This is a genomic window from Cupriavidus sp. GW821-FHT02F09 (assembly GCF_059421605.1).
This window is the reverse complement of the sequence record NZ_JBWKVH010000012.1, coordinates 1-20,373: the sequence shown is the minus strand read 5'-3', so window position 1 is coordinate 20,373 and position 20,373 is coordinate 1. Positions and strand designations below refer to the sequence as shown.

Genomic DNA, 20,373 nt, shown 5'->3' with positions numbered 1-20,373 from the left:
CGGTTTTTCTCTGCATGGGTTGCGCGGATACTCGGGTCACGTTCATCCGGCCATGGCCGCCGCCTCACGGTCTCACGGCCCCGCCCCAATCCGGCGCGCTTCACAAGCCCGCTTCCAGGAGCATCCCATGCAAATCTTCATCACCGGCGCGGCCGGCTTTATCGGCGGCTCTGTCGCGGCTCACCTGATCGCCGCCGGGCATAGCGTGCGCGGCCTGGTTCGCAACCCGGCGCAGGCCGCACAGCTGGCCATGCGCGGCGTCGTGCCCGTGCAGGGCACGCTCGACGACGCCGCGCTGCTGACGCGCGAAGCCGCGCAGGCCGACGGCGTGATCAACGCCGCCAGCAGCGACCACCGCGCCGCGGTAGAGGCGCTGCTGGCCGGATTGCGCGGCTCGGGCAAACCGTTGCTGCATACCAGCGGCTCCAGCGTGATCGGCGACGACGCCGGCGGCAATGCCTTGTCGCCGCGTATCTTCGACGAACAGACGCCGTTCGTGGTGGAGCCGGGCAAGCAGGCGCGCCACGCCATCGACCAGATGGTGCTGGCGGCCGCTGCGCAAGGCGTGCGCAGCGCCGTGCTGTGCAACAGCATGATCTACGGCGTCGGCGCCGGGCTGCATGCCGACAGCGTGCAGATTCCGCCGCTGGTGGCGCAGGCCAGGCAAAGCGGCGTGGTGCGCATCGTCGGCGCGGGCGTGAACCGATGGTCCAACGTGCATATCGCCGATGTGGTGGACCTCTATGCGCGCGTGCTCGACAGTGCGCCCGCGGGCGCCTTTTATTTTGTCGAGAACGGCGAGGCTTCGTACGCGGAGATCGGCGCTGCCATTGCCCGGCGGCTTGGCCTCGGGGCCGTGCAGTCCTGGTCAGTCGAAGAGGCCACGCCCATCTGGGGCGAGGGCCAGTCGCGCTACTCCTTCGGCTCCAACAGCCGCGTGCGCGCCCGGCGCGCGCGCTCGGAACTGGGCTGGCAGCCCCGGCACGCGTCGGTGACGGCGTGGATCGAGAACGAGATGCCGCTCGCCTGACGCCCGCCTGAAGCGCGGATTCATTCCGGCCATGGCCGCAGCCGGCCGTGGCCGCCAACGCATGACCTGATATAGGAAAACACAATGTCCATTCCCGCCATTGGCCTCGGCACCTTCCGCCTGCAAGGCCAGACCGTCATCGACTCCGTGCGCAACGGCCTTGACGTTGGCTACCGCGCCATCGATACCGCGCAGATCTACGGCAACGAGGCCGAGGTCGGCCAGGCCATCGCCGAGAGCGGTGTGGCGCGCTCGGCGCTGTTCCTGACGACCAAGATCTGGACCGAGAACCTGTCGCGCGACAAGCTGGCGCCCAGCCTCAAGGACAGCCTTGCCAAGCTGCGTACGGACCATGTCGACCTGACGCTGATCCACTGGCCGTCGCCAGGTGATGGGGTGCCGGTTGCTGAGTTCATGGGCGCGCTGGCTGATGCTCGCGAGCAGGGGCTGACGCGTCAGATCGGGGTGTCCAATTTCACGATCGGGCTGATGCAGCAGGCGATCGACGTGGTGGGGGCGGGTGCCATCGCGACCAACCAGATCGAGTTGCATCCGTTCTTGCAGAATCGCAAGGTGGCTGACTTTGCCCGCAGCCAGGGGATTCCGATCACTTCGTACATGACGCTGGGTTACGGCAAGGTGTTGCAGGATCCGGTGGTGCAGGCGATAGCGCAGCGCAACGAGGCTACGCCTGCGCAGGTGGTGCTGGCTTGGGCTATGCAGCTTGGGCATGCGGTGATTCCTTCCTCTACCAAGCGTGCGAACCTGGAGAGCAACCTGGGTGCGCTTGCGGTGCGGCTGTCTGAGCAGGACATGGCTGCCATCGGTGCGCTGGATCGGGGCGCACGCTTGACCAGCCCGGAGGGGTTGGCGCCTGCCTGGGATTGAGGGCGGTGGCTTGGTTGCTGTATTTGCTGTATTTGCTGTAGTTGCCCGCGCCAGGGCGGTCACGGCCTGAACCACTTCCTTCAGAATGCGCAGCCGGGCACCGCCGCAATGGCGGCGATACCCGGCAAGCCGTCCTCCTTGCATTTGTCTCACGACCATCTATGATTTGTAAATCGATTTAGTAAATCGTTTTACGGAGACGCTTAATACTTGGTGCCGAGTACCGGAGACCAAGTGCGCAAGCGCGGCAATCATGGCGTCAGACGAAGTGCAGCGCGACGCGCCTCGCCGCAGCCTGGTGCCATCCCCCCTGGACTTTGCCGCCGGCGCCGATCCTGTTCGGCCGGCTGCTCATGCCCGGTGCTCATGTCCATTGGCCAGCAGGCCGGCGTGCATCCGCTACACTTCGGCACGGTGATGGTGATTGCCATGGGCTTTGGCCTGTTCATGCCGCCCTCGGGCCCGGGGCTGGTCGCCACTTGCGCGATGGCCGCCACGCGCATGGAGCAGGTGGCGGGGCCGATGCTGAAGTACCTCGCCTTGCTGCCGCTGATCTTGCTGTTGTTGATCCCGACGCCATCGCTGACGCCATCGTTGACGCCATGGCTATCCCGCCTGATGACGCTGGCATGAGATCCCGATAATGGCAACCATACAAGATGTCGCCAGGCTGGCGAACGTATCCGTGAGTTCCGTTTCCAACGTGCTCAACGGACGCACCGAACGGCTCAATCCCGCCACGTTCGAGCGGGTGCAGGAGGCCATCCGCACGCTTGGCTTCCGGCCCAGCCAGGTCGCGCGCCAGCTCAAGACCGGCCGGACGCCGATGCTGGGGCTGCTGGTGCCGTCCACCGCCAACCCCATGTACGGCCAGCTCGCGCTGAAGATCGAGGCCGAGGCGCAGCGCCAGAACGGCTACCGCGTGCTGCTGGGCAATACCAACCGGGACCGGGAGCAGGAGTCGCGCATGCTCGACGATCTGCTCTCGTTCGGCGTGCACGGGGTGATCATCGTGTCGTCGCTCACCGACGAGCAGCATTTCCAGGCGGCGACCCGGCAGGGGCTGGCCATGGTCAGCTACGACGGCGGCGCCGACGCGAACATGCCTGCGTACATCGATCATGTGGCGCCCGACAATTTCCAGGCGGGCCATCTGGCCGCGTCGCACCTGATCGAGCTGGGCCACCGGCGCATCGCCTTTGTCATGCCCGCCGGGCGCACGGTGAGCCGCGCGAGCAAGATCGCCGGTTTCCAGGCGGCGGTGAAAGAGGCCGGGCTGGGGGACGCGGCGGTGATAGAGTGCCCGCCCACCGCGCATTACGGCGATGCCGAACTGGCGGAACTGGGCCAAGTCCTGGCGGGGCAGCTGGCGCAGGCCAGCATGCGCCCTACCGGGCTCATCGCGGTCAACGACATGATGGCGATCGGGCTGATGTCCGGCCTGCACCAGGCGGGCCTGTCGGTGCCGGACGACGTCTCGGTGATCGGCATGGACGATATCGGCATGTGCTCGTACACCAATCCCGCGCTGACCTCGGTGGCCATGCCCTTTGACGAGATGGTGCAAGCCATGGTGCGGCGGGTCATGTTGCGGCTGGCGCAACCAGACGAAGCGCCGATCCGCCTGTGCTTTCCCAGCGGGCTGGTGGTGCGCCAGTCCACCGCGAAGCCGCCCGCCGCCACCCGGCTGGCCGGCGCGAGCGCACCAATGCGAGGCTGACGCACGCATGACAAGCCCATGGCCGCGGGGGGGCCGCAGCCATGGGCGGATGGAACCACGCACGCCGTGCGTGGCTGTGGTTGTCACAAATCGACCTGAATCGTGGAGGAACGAGATGGTGCTCGACAAACCGGAACGCCGGCTGGCAGGCCCGGCCAGGACGTATATCGAGGCCGGATATGCCATCGAGGTGGATATCCTGCAGGTGGCGCAAGGCAGTTGGGGAGCGCTGGTCCGCCTGTCAAAGCTGGCCGACGGCCAGGTCCCTGCCGCGCACTTCATGCTCAACCGCACGTTCGAGGACCGCGCCATGGCGTTCTCATACACGCTGGCGCTGACGCGCTCCTGCGTAGCGCAATTCGCACCGGCCTCCGCGACCGAGATTGCCGAGATGCTCAAGACTGGCAAGGCGGACCACTAGGATAGCGGAGGCTATCCAGCATGCAGCAGACGTGGCGCACCACAAATGCCCGGCACGATTCAGCGCCAGCCCTGGCCGGCGCGGGATATCCGGCGAACGATCGCAACGGCACGCGCGCCCCCCGGGCGCCGGCACGCTGCGGCAAGAGCTGAAGAGGGGACCCACCAGGCAATCAGGGGGGCAGCATGGAGAACACCACGGTGTTCACAAGACAGGAACTAGATACTTACTTTGCTTCATATGTGGGGATGGAGGGGGGCAATCCGCGGGCCTCGGTCTGGTTTTGCGACAGGAGCCCGCATCCGTGGTCCGAGCACCTGCGCGCGCCACTCAAGCCGCGCCTGGCGCCGCTGGCCTGGGACGCGGCGTTTCGCGCCGCGCACCGCGCCAGCATGGGCAAATGGCTCAGCCACCAGCGCATCGCCCGCATCATGGCCGCCGCCCGCGCTCAGGTGCTGGGCTTGCGCGACGACGATGCCGGCTGGAAGCCTTATTACGAGCACCACCTGTACGCCGCCTGCGGGGCCGAGTTCAAGCTCAACCTGTTTCCCCTGCCCATGCAGCTCGATGGCCTGACCCCCTGGTCCACGGTGTTCCGCGGCCAGCCGGCCCTGGTGCCCAAGGAGCACTACCTGAATCTGTGCCGGCACGGCGGACGCTTCCGCTTCCTGGCCGAGATGTGCGCGCGCTGGCGGCCCAAGGTGGTGGTGTGCCTGGGCCACCGGCATACCGAGGATTTCGTCAACGCGTTCGCGCTGGACTACGCGGCGGTGCGGGACGAGAAACTGCAGCCCGCTGACCTGGTGAAATCACTGCGGGTGTTCACGCGTGACGACATCACCTGGATCATCTGCCCGGCGCTGGCCGGCCCCTCCGGGCTGACCTCCGATGTCTTGCTGAACGCCTTCGGCAAGCTGCTTGCCGCCAGCCTGGACGCGAGCGACTTCGGCGTTGTGCAGACCGGCCGCAAGGCCGTGGGCTTCAGTCCATGGCCGCAGGCCGCGGCTTACCTGCAGGCCGAGCCCATGCGCTGACGTCGCCCTTTCCTTGCATCGATTTGCATCAGTCAGCCTTGAGGCCGATCCGCAGGGCCAGCTTGGTCCATCGCGCGATATCGGCGTTCACCACCCGCTGGAACTCCGCCGGCGTGCTGTGGGTGGTGGCGAAACCCAGGTTCGCCAGGTTGGCCATGACCTCCGGCCTGGCAATGACCCTGGCGATCTCCAGGTTGAGCTTTTGCACGACTTCGGGCGACGTGCCCGCTGGCGCCAGGATGCCGAACCACTGGTCGACGTCGTAGCCCGGCAGGCCAAGCTCGCTGGCCGCGGGCACCTCGGGCAGGAACGGTGAGCGGCCACGGGACGTGACCGCCAGCGCGCGTAGCTTGCCAGTCTTGAGGTAGGGCAGGGTGTTGGTGAGCGTGTTGATGCTGACGTCCGCCTGGCCGCCCAGCACGTCGGTCATGGCGGGTGCGCATCCCTTGTAGGGAATATGCAGCAGATCGGTCCTTGCCGAGATCTTCAGCAACTCGCCCGCCAGGTGCTGCGGCGTGCCGTTGCCGCACGACGCATAGCTGGGCGGCTTGCCCGAGCGCCCGGCAGCGATCAGGTCCTTGACGCTATGGATCGGGGACTGTTCCGGCACGGCGATCACGGACGGCACCGACGCAAACGCGATGACCGCGCTGAAGTCCTTGCCTGGCTCGAAGGGCAGCTTGCGGAACACGCCGGGATTGATGGCGAAGCTGCTGTTGACCACCAGCAGGGTATAGCCATCTGCCGGGCTCCTTGCCACCAGCTCCGCGCCGATATTGCCGCTGGCACCGGGCCGGTTGTCCACCACCACGGCCTGCCCGAGGCTGCGCCCAAGTTCCGTGCCGATCACCCGCGCCAGGGTATCGGTGCCGCCGCCCGGCGGAAATGTCACTACCAGGCGGATTGGCCGCTGCGGGAAGTCGCTAGCGGGGTTGGCGCTGGCATTGGTATTGGTATTGGCCCGGGCCGGCATGCCTGCCAGCGCCGCCCCAAGCAACGAGATCGCCGCGAGGCAGCGTACGACGGATGAGAATTTCATGTGAAGCCATCTTCGGATGACCGACATGATAGAGCAGCATGCGCGCACACACGGCGGCAGGGTTATTGCCGCAGCCGTGCAGCGCCGTGCGGCTTCGGTTCCCTTCGTCCTGGCCCGCGTCGCATCCTACAATCACATGGTGTGACGCCGTCGCGGCTCGTGGCCGGCAGGACGGCTGGCGGCGCGGGCCGTTCCGGTTTTGCGCCTTTGCGGTTAGGCAAGCGAGTTGGCAACTTACCTATCAAGGGGATGCATCGATGGAATCGAGAAGCTCGTACCCCGGGATCTCCCGCGGCAATGGCCTGTCGCGCACCGCGTCCGTCATAGCGTGGATAGGCTTGCTGGGGCTTTGCGCGGCCTATCTGCAGGGCGGCATCAACAAGGCGCTGGATTTCCCCGGCGCCGTGGCGGAACTGGCGCACTTCGGCCTGGCGCCAGCGGCGCCCTTGGCGGCGGCCACCATCGCGCTCGAACTGGGGGCTTCGCTGATGATCCTGCTCGGCTTCTATCGCTGGGCCGGCGCGCTGGCGCTGGCGGTGTTCACCGCCTTTGCCACCCTGATCGCCAACCGGTTCTGGCTGATGGCGCCGCCGGAGCGTTTCATGGCGGCCAATGCCTTCTTCGAACACCTCGGCCTGGTTGGCGGCTTCGTGCTGGTGGCCTGGTACGACCTGCGTCACCGGCGCCATCGTGGCTAGCCTGGCGCGTAGCCGCAGCGGGCCGCCCGGCATCACTGGACCTGGAGTTGAAATGAATCAGGAACTCTCCGGCACCGCGCTGGCGCAGCCTGCGGGCGGGCCGTGGAGCCCCTTGCGCAACAAGGTGTTCCGGGCCATCTGGCTAGCAACCCTGGTCTCCAATATCGGCACCTGGATGCATGATGTGGGCGCCGGCTGGATGATGACCTCGGTCAGCCCGTCGCCGCTGATGGTGGCCCTGGTGCAGGCCGCCACCACGCTGCCGATGTTCCTGTTTGCCCTGCCGTCCGGCGTGCTGGCCGATATCGTGGACCGGCGCAAATACCTGCTGTTTGCCCAGGCCTGGATGCTGGTGGTGGCGACGGCGCTGGGCCTGCTGGCGCTGGCCGGGCTGGTAACGCCGGCGGTCTTGCTGGCCGCCACTTTCCTGCTAGGCACCGGTGCGGCGATGAGCGCGCCGCCGTTCCAGGCCATCGTGCCGGACCTGGTGCCCAAGCCGGAGCTGCAGTCGGCGGTGGCGCTCAACTCGCTGGGGGTGAATATCAGCCGGGCGATCGGGCCCGCCCTGGGCGGCGTCGTGCTGACTCTGTTTGGTCCACCTGCCGTGTTCCTCCTGAATGCGGTGTCGGTGGTGGGCGTGCTGTGGGTGATCTGCCGATGGCAGCCCGCGCAGACCACACGGCGCTTGCCGCCCGAGCATTTCTTCCCGGCCGTGCGGGCGGGCCTGCGCTACGTGCAGGCGGCGCCAGTGCTGCAGGTGGTGCTGGTTCGCGCGGTGGCGTTCTTTGCCTTCGGCAGCGCCGGTTGGGCGCTGTTGCCGCTGGTAGCGCGCAAGGAACTGGCGGTGGGCCCCGGTGGCTATGGGCTGCTGCTGGCGTGCGTGGGCGCCGGCGCGATCGGCGGCGCGCTGATGCTGCCGCGCCTGCGCAAGATGCTCTCGCCCGACTGGCTGGTGCTGGGCGCCAGCGTGATCTTTGCGCTGGCCTTGTTCGCCATGTCGGGCATCAAGCGCTTTGCCCTGATCGCCATCGTGCTGCTGTTCGCAGGCATGGCGTGGATTGTCGTGCTGTCCGTGCTCAATGGCGGTGCGCAGCGCAGTTCCGCCGGGTGGGTCAAGGCGCGGGCGCTGGCGGTCTACCTGCTGGTGTTCTTTGGTTCGATGGCGGCCGGCAGCGCGGTATGGGGACAGGTTGCCTCGCTAGAGGGCACCGCGCCGGCACTGCAGGTGGCCGGCGTGGGCATGCTGCTTGCCGCCGCGCTGGCCATGCGCTGGCGGCTGGCCGATTCTCCCGACCTCGATCTCACCCCGTCGCCACATCATGCGGGCGCGCCGGTGCCTGGCGAGGCCGCGGGCGATCGCGGCCCCGTGATGATCAGCGTCGAGTACTACATCGACAGGGCCAATGCCGCTGCGTTCCATGCCGCTGCCCGTGAGATGCGGCGCGTGCGCCGGCGGGGCGGGGCGCTGTCATGGAGCCTGTTCGAGGACATGGACGAGCCGGGGCGCTATGTGGAAACGTTTGTCATCGAGTCGTGGCTGGAGCATCTGCGCCAGCATGAGCGCTTCAGTGTGAACGACAAGGCGATCCAGGCCCGCGTCCATGCGCTGCACCTGGGGCCGGCGGCGCCCAGGGTCCGGCATTTCGTGTCTCCGCCTTAGCGAGCGCGCGGCAGGCGCCGAGGCATGAAGGACCGCATGCCTTCCTGGCGCAGTTTGCCGGCCCTTGGGCTTTGCGCCGGGCTGTTCTCCAGCAACTACGCGCACCACTGTGGCGCGCCAACGCCTCGTTGCTTCGGGACGTCCTCCCGCGCGCGTCGTAGAATTGCGCCATATACCGCACAACCTACTTCTCGCCCGGCCTGCGCCGCAAGCGCTGCACCGCGCAGTGCAAGGATGATTGACATGATTGACATGACTGACACGAAGAACCCGTTCCTCAATATCTACGCCCATGGCTTTGCCCGCGTGGCCGTGGGCGTGCCGGTGTGCCGCGTGGCCGATCCGGCCTTCAATGCCGCCGAAACGATCGCGCTGGCCAGGGATGCCGCCAGCCAGGGCGCGGCGCTGGTGGCCTTTCCGGAGCTGGGTTTGTCCGCCTATACCTGCGACGACCTGTTCCATCAGCGCGCCTTGCTCGACGCCTGCGAGGCGGCCCTTGCCGCGATCGTCGATGCGTCGAAGTCGATTGCCGCGACGCTGGTGGTGGGGCTGCCGCTGCGGGTCGAGCATCAGCTGTTCAACTGCGCGGCGGTGGTAGCCGGCGGGCGCATCCTTGGCGTGGTTCCCAAGACTTACCTGCCGAACTACTGGGAGTTCTACGAGGCGCGCCAGTTCAGTTCGGCCGATAGCGCGGTAGCCACGGAGGTGCTGCTGTGCGGCAGCAAGGTGCCTTTTGGCGCCGGCCTGCTGTTCGAGGCGCAAGACGTGCCGTTCTTGCGCTTCCATGTGGAGATCTGCGAGGACGTGTGGGTGCCGATTCCGCCGTCGTCGTTCGCGGCGCTGGCGGGCGCGACCGTGCTGGTGAACCTGTCGGCCTCCAACATCGTGGTCGGCAAGTCCGGCTACCGGCACCAGCTGGTCAGCCAGCAGTCGGCGCGCTGCCTGGCGGCGTACCTGTACAGCTCGGCGGGCAAGGGCGAGTCGTCCACCGACCTGGCGTGGGACGGGCAGGCGCTGATCTACGAGAACGGCGAGCTGCTCGCGGAGTCCGAGCGCTTTGCGGACAGCTCGCACCTGACCTTTGCGGATGTCGACCTCGAGCGCCTGTCGCGCGAGCGCATGCACCAGACCACGTTCGGCCACTCGGTGCGGCGCCACGGCGCGGAGGTGGCGAAGTTCAAGGTGATCCCCTTTGCCATGAACCTGGTGCTGGACAAGCCATTGCCGCTGCGCAGGACGGTGGAGCGGTTCCCCTACGTGCCGTCCGACGCGCGGCGGCGCGACGAGCGCTGCAGCGAGGTCTACAACATCCAGGTGCAGGCGCTGGTCCAGCGGCTGTCGTCCAGCGGCATCTCCAAGGTGGTGATCGGCGTCTCCGGCGGGCTGGATTCCACGCACGCGCTGCTGGTGTGCGCCAAGGCCATGGATCGGCTGAAGCTGCCGCGCACCAACATCATCGGCATCACCATGCCGGGCTTTGCCACCAGCGAGCGCACGCTGCTCCAGGCGCGCAAGCTGATGGAGGTGGTGGGCTGCGTGGCCAAGGAGATCGACATCCGGCCAAGCTGCGTCGAGATGCTCAAGGACCTCGAGCACCCCTATGCGTCCGGCAAGCCTGTGTACGACGTCACGTTCGAGAACGTACAGGCGGGCGAGCGCACCAATCATCTGTTCCGCTTCGCCAATCACAGCCACGCCATCGTGATCGGCACCGGCGACCTGAGCGAGCTGGCCCTGGGCTGGTGCACGTATGGCGTGGGCGACCACATGTCGCATTACAACGTGAACGGCAGCGTGCCCAAGACGCTGATCTCGCACCTGGTCCGCTGGGTGGCGGAGACCGGGCAGATCGGCAATGCCGGCTCGGACGTGCTGCTCGACGTGCTTGGCACGGAGATCAGCCCGGAACTGGTGCCGGGCGACTCCGCCGACGCGCCCCAGCAAAAGACCGAAAATTTCATTGGTCCGTATGAGCTGCAGGATTTCAACCTGTACTACACGCTGCGGTTCGGCTTCACGCCGACCAAGATCGCCTTCCTTGCCCTGAGCGCATGGGGCGAGCGCGACAAGGGCAACTGGCCTGACGGGCTGGACGTGGTGCGCAATGTGTACAAGGTGGCCGACATCAAGCGCAATCTGCGCATCTTCCTCGACCGTTTTTTCCGGACCAGCCAGTTCAAGCGCTCGTGCGTGCCGAACGGGCCCAAGGTGGGGTCGGGCGGCTCGCTGTCGCCGCGCGGAGACTGGCGGGCACCGAGCGATTCGGAGTCCGTGGTGTGGATGAAGGACCTGGAGCGGGTGCCGGACGAGATCTGATGGCGCCGGGGTGGCTCTGGTTTCCGGGCTTTGGCTATCACGCGAAGCGGCCCGGCGGGTCGATGCCGAGCACTTCGATCTTGAGCCTGCCGCCCGGCGGCAGCTTGCGCTCGGCCAGGGTTCATCCTGCCATGGTCGCCGGCACGCATTGCCGCATCGTTTCCACAAAGCGGCGCAGCTTGGCGGGATAGAAGCTCGCATAGGGATAGATCAGGTACATCGGCAGCGAGGATGCCTGCCACTCGGGCACCAGGTGCAGCAGCCGGCCCTGTGCAATATCCTCGGCCATCAGCCAGGCCGACGCCACGGCCACGCCTAGTCCCAGCGCCGCCGCGCTGCGCAACGCATACAGGCTGTCGGTGCCCATGCGCGGGCGGAACGTCAGCCGCTGGTTCTCGCCTGTCGCCGCATGGGTCAGCGTCACCTCGTTGCGATAGAAGGTGCGCAGGGAAAGCCAGGGCAGCATGGCTAGCTCGTTCGGGTGCGAGGGCGTCGCCAAGCCATCCAGCACGGCAGGCGCGGCAACGACGATGCGGGGCACCTCGGCAAGCCGGATCGCCACCACCGACGGGTCGCTCACCTCGCCAACGTGGATGGCGCAGTCGATGCCGTCGGCAATGAACTCCGGTGTCCGGTCATACAACAGCCACTCCACCGTCACCCGCGAGTGACGGCGCAGGAACTCCGCCAGCGGCCCCAGCAACTGCTGCTGCCCGAAGGCATGCGGCACCACGACCCGCAGCGTGCCTTCGGGCTCGTCACCGGCGCCGCGCAGGTCCGCTTCGAAAGCCTCCCATCCCGCTACCAGCTCCTTGGCGCGCCCAAAGCAGCGCTCGCCATCCTCGGTGAGCTTCATCGCATGGGTTGAGCGCTGCAGCAGGCGCAGGCCAAGCGAGCGCTCCAGGCTTTGCAGGCGGCGGCTGATGGTGGGCTGGGTGGTGCCTAGTTGCGCGGCGGCCGCCGACAGGCTGCCGGCCTCGACAATCCGCACGAAGGTCTGCATCAGCTCGACGCGGTCGGCGGAAGGCGTGGAGGAGGTGGCCGGAGCGACTGGAGCGACTGGAGCGGAGGGCTGGGTTTTCATGGTTTCCGGCATGGCGGCTGTTGGTCATGCGTCTGGCGTATAGCCATTGTGCGAAGTGTAGTACTACCACGTGCCGAGGGCCACCGGCAAACTCCAGCCATGTTTTCCAACTGAGGGTTAACGCAATGTCTTCCATTCAAGCCGCACATACCACCGCTGCCGCGCGCACAACGCACACGGCGGATTCCCCTGCCACCGGCCTGCCCGCACGGCTGGTCCTGCTGCTTGCCGCGGGCGCCGGCCTAGCCGTGGCGTCGCTGTACTACAGCCAGCCCATGCTCGGCGTGCTGGGCCCGGACATCGGTGCGTCCGATGCGGCGGTCGGCCTGGTGCCTACGCTCACGCAGCTCGGCTATGCGCTGGGCATCCTGCTGCTGGCCCCGCTGGGCGACCGCTATGACCGCCGGCGCATCATCCTGGCCAAGGCTGCCGTGCTCAGCGTCGCGCTGCTGGCCAGCGGCGCCGCCTCCGGCATCGGGCTGCTGCTGGCCACCAGCCTGGCGATCGGGCTGGCCGCGACGATGGCGCAAGACATCGTGCCGGCCGCCGCCACGCTGGCGCCCGAGTCGCACCGGGGCAAGGTCGTTGGCACCGTGATGACCGGGCTGCTGCTCGGCATCCTGCTCTCGCGCGTGCTCAGCGGGTTTGTGGCCGAGCACTTCGGCTGGCGCATCATGTTCGTGATCGCAGCGGCCAGCATTGCGCTGATCGGCGTGGTGGCCGCGCGCGGCCTGCCGCGCTTCAAGCCCACCACCCATCTTGCGTACAGCGCGCTGCTGGGCTCGCTCGGCAAGCTGTGGCAGAAGCACGGCGCGCTGCGCCGGGCGACGCTGTCGCAGGGGCTGCTGTCGGTTGGCTTCAGCGCATTCTGGTCGACCCTGGCCGTGATGCTCCACGGCGCGCCGTTCCACCTGGGCAGCGCGGCTGCCGGCGCATTCGGCCTGGCCGGTGCCGCCGGTGCGCTCGCCGCACCGCTGGCCGGCCGCCTGGCAGACCGCAAGGGCCCGGAGCTCGTCACCCGCCTGGGCATCGCGCTGACCGCGATCTCGTTCGCCGGGATGCTGCTCTCGCCGCTGCTCGCACCGCACGCACGGCTGTGGCTGATTGGCGCCAGCGCGCTGGGCTTCGACCTTGGTGTGCAAGTGACGCTGGTCGCGCACCAGACCATCGTCTACGGCATCGAGCCTGGCGCCCGCAGCCGCCTCAATGCGGTGCTGTTTGTCGGCATGTTCGTGGGGATGGCGGCCGGCGCCGCGCTGGGCAGCGTGCTGCTGGCGCGCTGGGGCTGGATGGCGGTGACGCTGTTGTCGACCGCGACGGCCGTCGGGGCCCTGGTGGTACGGATGTGGCCGGGGGCACGGCTGGCCCGGTGATGGCATCCGTGGCTTGACGACTCTCCTGCCGGAGCGCAAAGGAGCCCCGCCAGCCTGGGAAAGGGCATGGCGGGGCGAAGGTACGGTGCTAGGGGCCAGTCACGTACAGGGATGAGTCTGGGACCAGGAGAGGGCTGCGAATGTCTGCCGCCACACAGAGCGGGGCGGGTGTTGTCGGCCGGAGACGAGGTTGTCACCGGTTCTCGGACGGATCGCTACCCATGGCTGGCACTAAGTGGCAAGCAAGGGATGCCACGGCTGCCAGGAGAGGCCGGCATCCGCGAAGTCCGCGATGCCCGGCTCGGCGACATCGAAGGGCTGCCACGCAGCACCAGACGGCGTGGCTGGCTTGCCCGTCGTGACAAAGCTGGATATGGCCAGGCGGAAGGCGGCGCCCACGTTCTCGAATATCTCTTCAGGGATGTTCGCAATCATGGGTGCATCAAGCCAGTTGCCGCGGTTCCCGAACAGGAAGGGCAGTTCCAGGCAATGCGGGCTCATGAGGTTTGGCACGCGGCTCTGCACGCTGAACCGGTACGGATAGACAGGCTTGGCCGCGCTGGCGAGAGCGCTGGAGATCTCGCGCGCCGCGGCACCGAACAGGCCGTATCCGCTTGCATCGACCAACTGGGTGTACGGCGTGTGGGCAGGGCGCGCGGCAGCAAAGGCCGCGTAGTGCTCCATTGCGGCCGCCCCGAATTTGTTCTCGAACCAAGCCATGACCTGCTGCGCCGAGGCTTCCACCACCTCGGGCGCGGCTGCCATGAAGGCGGTACTCTCGTCAGCCGTAAAGCCGAGCAGGGACGCTGACACGTGCGCTTGCCTGGCCGCGCGCGGCAGGTCGAAGAGCCAGTCGGGGACAAGGCCTTCTTCTGCCACCGGCCGCAAGCCGACCGAGACTTCACCGAAACTGGCGCGCGAGCGCATCAACTGGCTCTGCGCCGCAAGGATCTCATTGACCGACAACGCGCCGATGTCTCGCGCGCCTGCGGCGTCGAGCAGCGCGAGGCTCGTGCGATACGCGTCGTCCGGTGAAAGCGGCGGCAGGGCCGGCAGGCTGAACATGGCGTTTCGATGGAGCAGCCCCTTCGACGCAGGGCTGACGCCAAGCAACCAGGCGTAGTAGGCACCGGCCGACTGGCCGCCCACCGTGACGCGCGCCGGATCGCCGCCAAACCGGCTGATATGTTCCTGCACCCACTCCAGGGCGCGAATCAGGTCGCGAACGGCGCGATTGGCGCCGCGCGCATCGCTGGCATCGGTGAAATGGCCCAGCGCGCCAAGCCGGTAGTTGACCGTTGCCACCACCATCCCGCTTTCCCTGGCCAAGCGTTCGCCGTCATACCAGGCAGCGGTGCCACCGCCGGTGAGAAAACCGCCACCGTGAATAAACACCAACACTGGCCGGCGCTCCGCGTCCTGCGGCGCCCACACATTGAGGAGGAATGCGTCTTCGGATTGCGGGTTGCGGTCGATGCCGTTGCCCATGACCGTAGCCAGGCGCGAAGGGGCTTGCGGAAAGACCGCGCCGAGCGCGGTGGCATCGCGTTCGCCAGTCCATGCGGACGGCGGCATCACTTCGGATAGCCGGTTCCCAGGATGGGCTCGCTCGCCATAAGGCACCCCGCGAAATGCAAAGACGCCATCGGACGCCTCGCCACGGATGGCGCCGATGGACAAGGACACCACAATGGATTTCTCTTTGACAGGCATTGGATCAGACTCCAGGTTCACGCAACTTGCGGATAAGGAACGGTACGATCACGGCGCACACCAGCACCGCGGCGCCGACAGCGGCGATGATCTCGGGCAGCCCCACGCCGGACTTGATCAATAGCCCGACAGAGCCCGCGCCGGCCAGCGATCCCACGCGGCCGAGCGCGCTGGCCCAGCCCGCGCCCACGGAACGTATCTGCGTGGGGTAGGCCGCAACCGCGACGGCGTTGAGCACGACGATGGGCCCGCTGATCAGGAAGCCCGAGCAGAACACGGCGATGGCGTACCCTGCCGTGGCATCGGGCGCGGCGATCAGAAGCGGGCTGGCGGCACCGATCAGCAAGGCGATTCCGACGAAACGCAACGGCGCGACGCGCCGGATGGCGAAGGCGCCGACCACCGCGCCGACCAGGCCGCCAAACTGGAACAGGGAGGCCGTCCTGGAAGCCATGGCAACGCTTTCCCCGGTACTCTTGATCAAGGTCGGGAGCCAGCTCGCGATGACATAGAAGCTGCCCAGTATCAGGAACATCAGCAGCCAGAGCAGCACCGTGGTTGACCGGTACTGCGTACTGAAGAGCTGCGCCACGCTGCCCTTGGTGATCTCGGCCGGCTGCGCGGGGGCCTTGAACATCGCTGCGCCAGGCTGGGGCGCGCCCAGCTTGGCCAGGGCGGCGCATACCCGGCCCGAACCGGCCCCGATCTGCACCAGGAATGCTGGCGACTCGGGCAAGAGAGCAAGGATGGCGGGAACGAGCAGCAGCGGCCCGATGCCTCCGAGGAGAAACAGCCCCTGCCAGCCGATGCCATCGATCAGGTGCCCCGTCAGGAAGCCCGCCGCGGCAGAGCCGAACAGGAATCCGCAGAACACGCCGGAGAGCGCCGATGCGCGCCGGCGGGCGGGCAGCAATTCCGCCAGCAGCGCGGCAACGGCGGGCATCGCCACACCGACGCCCACGCCGGTCAGGCATCGCCATGCCACCAGCTGGAATAGCGATGCGCTGAACGCAGAGGCGAGGGTGGCTAGCGCAAACGCTAGCGTGCCGGCCACAAGCACAGGCTTTCGTCCTCGTGTGTCAGCAATGCTCCCCGCGGTGACATAGCCGAGCAGCAGCCCGAACATGCCCGCTGCGATGGCAGCGGAAATCTCGGCGGGCTTCGCGCTGAAGTGCGTAGCGATCTGCGGCGCAATGAATCCAATGATGGCTGCATCGAAGCCCTCGAGCGCAACCACGGCAAAGCAGATGGCGATGATGCGGCGGCGGTGTCGATTGGGCGGGATGTCGTCGATCACCGCGGAGATGTCCAGGGGATCGGCACGCAATGGGGGGTTTTTCATGGTAGGCGCTCGTCCCGCTCAGAATGCGTGCTCGACAAAGAGCCCGGACAGTACTTGCTTGTTGCTGTCCGACGGGCCGGCAGCGCCGTTGATAAAGGCCTTGGCGTCCGCGGTGCCCCCCGCCTTCTGGAACGCGGCTTGCAGGTAGACATGGGTTCTCAGCGACAGCGCCTTGTCCAGTTTCAGCAGGACCTGATGCGCGTAGCGATCCTGCAGCGCCGCGTTGCCCTTCATGTACTGGTAGTGAAGGTTGATCGTGTAGCTATCGCCCACAGGCACTGTCGAGCCCGCGCCGAACGTGTCGATCGCGCCATTGGTGAGCGCGTTTCTCACGCGGGTGTAAGACCCAGCAATCGTCGACTCGCCGATGTTCCACTTTGCCCCCAGCCCCATCGTCTGGAAGTGCGCGCGGCTGGTCGGCGTGCTGCTGTCCCTGAAATCCGTATAGGCGACGGCGGCGCCATAGCGCGGGGTTTCGTAGAGTGCGCCGAGGCTATAGGTGCTTCCGTCGTTGATCGAACTGGTGCGCTCGCCGAGGGCGTACATCGCGCCGAGCTTGAGCGGCCCGAATTGCCTGGTGTACTTGGCCGCGTTGGCCAGCGCTTCGCCGTTGGTCCGGTCGGCGTCGAACGAACCCACGCGAGCCGGGCTATAGACGCCGCCAAAATTCAGGAACGGCCCCTGCGGGCTGCCCCAGATGCCGCCGAACCACGAGCCGCTGAAGCCCGGGATCGTCAGGAAATCGAACATGAAGTCTCGCGTGTATCCCAGGGCGAGGTCGCCCAGCGAACCGCGCAAGCCAACGATCGCATTGGTGTTGAAGAGCTGCCCGACCGTCTGGCCGTTATCCGCAAAGAACCGGCCGGCCAGCCTGAAGTACGCCGCCATGTCTGGCGACAACGTCTCGGAACCGTTCATGGCGATGTAGTTGGGCCGGTACGGGCCGGAATCGACGCCATAGCGTGAAGCCCCTCCGACATTCGACGTCACCGTGGGACCCGCCGTTACCAGGCCGCTGAGTGAGACCCCGTCGGGCTGCGCGGCCGATGCATTGGCCGCCATGCCCAGCGCGGTTGTCGCCAGGCTTGCCAGGCAAAGCCGGCGCAGATGAATTCGTGGAAATGCACTTCCCGTGATGGCAGACCTGCGGCCTTTCGTCCTCATTGTTTCCTCCTTTTGTGGTTTCGGTTGGAGCGCTCACGCTCAGCAGCACAAGGTGGCGATCTCTCTGATATCCGGCAACGACTTGCCGCGTGGGCGATGTCATTGGCCTGTGACCGATACCGATGGTAGAGCGAAGGTGGCGCGGCAAGGCATGACGAAATTGAGAAGCGTCATGCGTAGGTCGCATGGCCTGTGCCGGTGCTTCGAGGCAGGTGAATAAGCATGGCGGACGCGGGCCACGGCACGGGAACGCGCGGTGACGCCAGCGCGGTGCGGACGGCTTTGAAGGGGTGTGTGATTGCCCGCGAATGGGGCAAGCCGCAGGCTCAGTGGCTGCCGGCGTCCCAGGAGGATTCGACGACGCGCCGCAGGCTGAGGATAAAGCTGCGCGTCTGCCGCGTGCTGGTCCGGTCGCGCCGCCAGATGGCCGATAGCGGACCAAGACTGAGGTTGAACGACAGCGGGAGGATGCAAACCTCGCCGCGCGCGGCCATGAAGCGTGCGGCACTTTCGGGGAGCTGCCACAGGAAGTGGCCGCGCGACATCAGTTCGCGCCCCAGTTCCAGCGAGAGCGCGCCCACGATTTCCGGCGCCGGGAGACCGGCTTCCCGGATTTCATGCACCAGCATTTCCCGAAGGATGCTTCCTGGTGGCGCGGAGATCCAGGGGTACTGGATGCACGTCGCGATATCGACATCCTGCCTGGCCAGCGGATGATCCGGAGCGCACGCAAGCACGATGCCGTCATGCACCAGCGCGGCGGTCCGGTAGGTTTCGGCGCTCTGGCTTCTCGGGGCGCGGCTGATGAGCAGGTCGATCGCGCCCGCATCCAGTTTCTCGATCAGGGCTTCGTGCGATCCGACTTCCACCGTGATCTCCACGCGCGGATTCGCCTGGCGGAACTGGAGAATGGCCTCCGCCAGCGGCCACCGGCTGAACATCGAGAAGCAGCCCAGGATCATGTTGCCGAGATCGCCCCTGGCGATGGCACCCAGATCCGCCTCGGCCTTGTGGAAGTCGCTCAGGAGCAAGGCCGCATGGCGGCACATCGCGGTTCCGAGCGCGGTGGCCATCATGCCCTTCGCGGATCGCTCGAACAGCTTCCCGGCAACGATCTCCTCGACCTCGGCAACCGCCCGCGAAAGCCCGGACTGCGTCATGTGCAATTGCTCGGCGGCCTTGGACAGGTTCCCAAGTTCCGCGACGGAGAGAATGATCTCCAGATGGCGCGTCCGAAGCTTTCCGCGAAATGGGGTCATCGTTTGTGGATTTGAATGAACTTTCGGGATGCGCCCGTTGACCGGGCAGGTCGGAGCGAACCGCGATCTTACCCGTAAGTGCATGCGTGGCGGCGCCTGCGCCGCCACGCCCCCTTACGATGTTGTGTGTGACCCCGCCACCAGCGCGATGGGTGCTACATGCTCCGTCTTGCCCTCGGCATGCTGCGCCGAAGCCGAGCGCCGATGATCGATCAGCAACACCGCCATCATCGCGATCACCGCCGGAATGGCGATGGCCACGAAATTCTGCTGCAGCGGCAGCGACATGCCCACCAGCGCGCCGATCACGATCGGCGCCAGGATGGCCCCGCTGCGCCCGATGCCTGACGCCCAGCCGATGCCGGTCGCGCGGACCGCCATCGGATAGAACTGCCCCACATAGGCGTAGGTGACGATCTGCGTGCCGATGGTCGAGGCGCCGGCCAGCGCTACCAGCACGAACAGCAGCGCGGTGGGCACCGGGTAGCCCAGCAGCGTGATCGATACCGCGGCCAGGGCGTACATGCCCACCAGCACGTACTTGATATTGAAACGGTCCGCCAGCCAGCCACCGCCGATGGCGCCGATCATGGCGCCGAAGTTCAGCACCAGCACGAAGGTGAGCGCCGAGCCCAGGCTATAGCCTGCACCGGCCATCATCTTGGCCAGCCAGGAGCTGAGCGCGTAGACCATGAACAGGCACATGAAGAACGCTACCCAGAACATCAACGTGGAAAAGCCGCGTCCGTCCTGGAACAGCTTGCCGATGGGCGCGTCGCCCGCTTTCTCGCCGGCGGGCAGCGCGAACCGGTCACCGGGCTGGGGCTGGTAGCCTGGCTCCAGGCGCGAGGCGATGTGCTTGAGTGCGTCGATCTGGCCCGATTTGATCAGGAAGGGCATGGACTCCGGCAAGGACTTCAGGATGACCGGGATCAGCAGTGCCGGCAGGCCAGCGGCGAGGAAGACCGATTGCCACCCGTAGCTTTCAATCATGCCTTTGCCCAGCAGCGCGGCCAGCATGCCGCCCACCGAGTAGCCGCTGAACATCAGCGTGACCATGGTCCCGCGAATCTTGCGCGGGGAGTACTCGGTCATCTGCGCCACCACGTTCGGCATGACGCCGCCGATGCCCAGGCCGGCCAGGAAGCGTGTCACGCTGAACGTCACGGGATCGCTGGTGAAGCCGGCCGCCGCGGTGAAGACGCTGAACAGCAGGATGCAGATGGCGATGGCGCGGCGCCGCCCGATACGGTCAGCCACCGTGCCCATGAAGATGGCGCCGAACATCATGCCGAACAGCGCGGCGCTGACCATGAAGCCGGCGCTGGTGGCGTCCACGCCCATGCCCTTCATGATCGACGGCAGCGCGATGCCGACCACGGCGAGGTCGTAGCCGTCGAAGATGATGATGAGGGCGCACCAGAGGAGGATTTGGGCGTGGAAGCGGTTGAAGCGGGCTTCGTCGGCTAGTTTGTGGATGTCGATGTGGGGCATGGGGGGTCTCCTTTGGGGTTTTGTTTTTGTTTGGTGGGGTTGCTAAACGTCAAAGGCAAAGGCAACTGCAGTTTCACCACCCCTGCGGGGCGGCGACCTACTTTCTTGTCTTGCCAAGAAAGTAGGCAAAGAAGGCGC

The 20,373-nt window shown here is 66.7% G+C and carries 17 protein-coding genes; 10 read left to right on the top strand and 7 right to left on the bottom strand.

The window, feature by feature from the left end; translation table 11 throughout:
• Positions 1-127: 127 nt before the first annotated feature.
• From AC07XB_RS15705 to AC07XB_RS15680, 6 genes are all read left to right on the top strand, one after another.
• Entirely contained in the window at positions 128-1,030 is a 903-nt protein-coding gene (locus tag AC07XB_RS15705) for an NAD-dependent epimerase/dehydratase family protein (protein ID WP_492830423.1), read from the top strand.
• A gap of 84 nt (positions 1,031-1,114) precedes the next feature.
• Positions 1,115-1,918: a 2,5-didehydrogluconate reductase DkgB gene (gene dkgB / locus AC07XB_RS15700; RefSeq protein ID WP_492830425.1), complete on the top strand. Its 804-nt coding sequence runs from the start codon at positions 1,115-1,117 to the stop codon at positions 1,916-1,918.
• A gap of 366 nt (positions 1,919-2,284) precedes the next feature.
• The gene (locus tag AC07XB_RS15695; RefSeq protein ID WP_492371407.1) at positions 2,285-2,551 is read left to right on the top strand and encodes a TRAP transporter large permease subunit; all 267 of its coding nucleotides are present in this window, start codon (positions 2,285-2,287) and stop codon (positions 2,549-2,551) included.
• A gap of 10 nt (positions 2,552-2,561) precedes the next feature.
• Positions 2,562-3,638: a LacI family DNA-binding transcriptional regulator gene (locus AC07XB_RS15690; protein ID WP_492371408.1), complete on the top strand. Its 1,077-nt coding sequence runs from the start codon at positions 2,562-2,564 to the stop codon at positions 3,636-3,638.
• Positions 3,639-3,753: 115 nt separating this feature from the next.
• Positions 3,754-4,059: a hypothetical protein gene (locus AC07XB_RS15685; RefSeq protein ID WP_492371409.1), complete on the top strand. Its 306-nt coding sequence runs from the start codon at positions 3,754-3,756 to the stop codon at positions 4,057-4,059.
• Between the two features lie 185 nt (positions 4,060-4,244).
• On the top strand, positions 4,245-5,093 hold the full coding sequence (locus AC07XB_RS15680; protein WP_492830428.1) for a transcriptional regulator: 849 nt from the start codon (positions 4,245-4,247) through the stop codon (positions 5,091-5,093).
• A gap of 28 nt (positions 5,094-5,121) precedes the next feature.
• Here AC07XB_RS15680 and AC07XB_RS15675 read toward each other — a convergent pair whose 3' ends face one another.
• The gene (locus AC07XB_RS15675) at positions 5,122-6,132 is read right to left on the bottom strand and encodes a tripartite tricarboxylate transporter substrate binding protein (protein WP_492830430.1); all 1,011 of its coding nucleotides are present in this window, start codon (positions 6,130-6,132) and stop codon (positions 5,122-5,124) included.
• Positions 6,133-6,389: 257 nt separating this feature from the next.
• On the opposite strand from AC07XB_RS15675, the gene AC07XB_RS15670 reads away from it, so the two are divergent.
• The 3 genes from AC07XB_RS15670 to AC07XB_RS15660 all read left to right on the top strand — a co-directional run bounded on the left by AC07XB_RS15670 (position 6,390) and on the right by AC07XB_RS15660 (position 10,806).
• Complete coding sequence (locus AC07XB_RS15670) at positions 6,390-6,830, top strand: DoxX family protein (protein WP_492371412.1); 441 nt, start codon at positions 6,390-6,392, stop codon at positions 6,828-6,830.
• A gap of 52 nt (positions 6,831-6,882) precedes the next feature.
• Positions 6,883-8,490, top strand: coding sequence for an MFS transporter (locus AC07XB_RS15665; protein WP_492371413.1), 1,608 nt, complete (start codon positions 6,883-6,885; stop codon positions 8,488-8,490).
• 252 nt (positions 8,491-8,742) lie between these two features.
• Positions 8,743-10,806 (top strand): NAD(+) synthase, encoded by a 2,064-nt coding sequence (locus AC07XB_RS15660; protein WP_492371425.1) that lies wholly within the window; start codon positions 8,743-8,745, stop codon positions 10,804-10,806.
• A 121-nt stretch (positions 10,807-10,927) separates the two neighbouring features.
• Here AC07XB_RS15660 and AC07XB_RS15655 read toward each other — a convergent pair whose 3' ends face one another.
• On the bottom strand, positions 10,928-11,890 hold the full coding sequence (locus AC07XB_RS15655; protein WP_492830432.1) for a LysR family transcriptional regulator: 963 nt from the start codon (positions 11,888-11,890) through the stop codon (positions 10,928-10,930).
• 125 nt (positions 11,891-12,015) lie between these two features.
• Here AC07XB_RS15655 and AC07XB_RS15650 point away from each other — a divergent pair, with 125 nt between their 5' ends.
• Positions 12,016-13,263, top strand: a complete 1,248-nt coding sequence (locus tag AC07XB_RS15650) for an MFS transporter (RefSeq protein WP_492371415.1) — start codon at positions 12,016-12,018, stop codon at positions 13,261-13,263.
• A 231-nt stretch (positions 13,264-13,494) separates the two neighbouring features.
• On the opposite strand, the gene AC07XB_RS15645 is transcribed toward AC07XB_RS15650, so the two are convergent.
• The 5 genes from AC07XB_RS15645 to AC07XB_RS15625 all read right to left on the bottom strand — a co-directional run bounded on the left by AC07XB_RS15645 (position 13,495) and on the right by AC07XB_RS15625 (position 20,235).
• Positions 13,495-14,976 carry a carboxylesterase family protein gene (locus AC07XB_RS15645; protein WP_492830434.1) on the bottom strand — a complete coding sequence of 494 codons (1,482 nt, stop codon included), beginning with the start codon at positions 14,974-14,976 and terminating at the stop codon, positions 13,495-13,497.
• Positions 14,977-14,980: 4 nt separating this feature from the next.
• The gene (locus tag AC07XB_RS15640; protein ID WP_492809707.1) at positions 14,981-16,318 is read right to left on the bottom strand and encodes an MFS transporter; all 1,338 of its coding nucleotides are present in this window, start codon (positions 16,316-16,318) and stop codon (positions 14,981-14,983) included.
• 18 nt (positions 16,319-16,336) lie between these two features.
• Positions 16,337-17,482 (bottom strand): porin, encoded by a 1,146-nt coding sequence (locus AC07XB_RS15635; RefSeq protein WP_492371418.1) that lies wholly within the window; start codon positions 17,480-17,482, stop codon positions 16,337-16,339.
• 326 nt (positions 17,483-17,808) lie between these two features.
• Positions 17,809-18,849 (bottom strand): LysR family transcriptional regulator, encoded by a 1,041-nt coding sequence (locus AC07XB_RS15630; protein ID WP_492809710.1) that lies wholly within the window; start codon positions 18,847-18,849, stop codon positions 17,809-17,811.
• Between the two features lie 6 nt (positions 18,850-18,855).
• Entirely contained in the window at positions 18,856-20,235 is a 1,380-nt protein-coding gene (locus AC07XB_RS15625) for an MFS transporter (protein WP_492830436.1), read from the bottom strand.
• Positions 20,236-20,373: the final 138 nt, after the last annotated feature.

Bases quoted from the DNA above. Each gene is read 5' to 3' on its own strand.
- AC07XB_RS15685 (WP_492371409.1), top strand. From the start codon at position 3,754: ATGGTGCTCGACAAACCGGAACGCCGGCTGGCAGGCCCGGCCAGGACG.
- AC07XB_RS15640 (WP_492809707.1), bottom strand. From the start codon at position 16,318: ATGAAAAACCCCCCATTGCGTGCCGATCCCCTGGACATCTCCGCGGTG.
- AC07XB_RS15655 (WP_492830432.1), bottom strand. From the start codon at position 11,890: ATGAAAACCCAGCCCTCCGCTCCAGTCGCTCCAGTCGCTCCGGCCACC.
- AC07XB_RS15670 (WP_492371412.1), top strand. From the start codon at position 6,390: ATGGAATCGAGAAGCTCGTACCCCGGGATCTCCCGCGGCAATGGCCTG.
- dkgB (WP_492830425.1), top strand. From the start codon at position 1,115: ATGTCCATTCCCGCCATTGGCCTCGGCACCTTCCGCCTGCAAGGCCAG.
- AC07XB_RS15645 (WP_492830434.1), bottom strand. From the start codon at position 14,976: ATGCCTGTCAAAGAGAAATCCATTGTGGTGTCCTTGTCCATCGGCGCC.
- AC07XB_RS15690 (WP_492371408.1), top strand. From the start codon at position 2,562: ATGGCAACCATACAAGATGTCGCCAGGCTGGCGAACGTATCCGTGAGT.
- AC07XB_RS15680 (WP_492830428.1), top strand. From the start codon at position 4,245: ATGGAGAACACCACGGTGTTCACAAGACAGGAACTAGATACTTACTTT.
- AC07XB_RS15695 (WP_492371407.1), top strand. From the start codon at position 2,285: ATGTCCATTGGCCAGCAGGCCGGCGTGCATCCGCTACACTTCGGCACG.
- AC07XB_RS15705 (WP_492830423.1), top strand. From the start codon at position 128: ATGCAAATCTTCATCACCGGCGCGGCCGGCTTTATCGGCGGCTCTGTC.
- AC07XB_RS15625 (WP_492830436.1), bottom strand. From the start codon at position 20,235: ATGCCCCACATCGACATCCACAAACTAGCCGACGAAGCCCGCTTCAAC.
- AC07XB_RS15665 (WP_492371413.1), top strand. From the start codon at position 6,883: ATGAATCAGGAACTCTCCGGCACCGCGCTGGCGCAGCCTGCGGGCGGG.
- AC07XB_RS15635 (WP_492371418.1), bottom strand. From the start codon at position 17,482: ATGAGGACGAAAGGCCGCAGGTCTGCCATCACGGGAAGTGCATTTCCA.
- AC07XB_RS15675 (WP_492830430.1), bottom strand. From the start codon at position 6,132: ATGAAATTCTCATCCGTCGTACGCTGCCTCGCGGCGATCTCGTTGCTT.
- AC07XB_RS15650 (WP_492371415.1), top strand. From the start codon at position 12,016: ATGTCTTCCATTCAAGCCGCACATACCACCGCTGCCGCGCGCACAACG.
- AC07XB_RS15660 (WP_492371425.1), top strand. From the start codon at position 8,743: ATGACTGACACGAAGAACCCGTTCCTCAATATCTACGCCCATGGCTTT.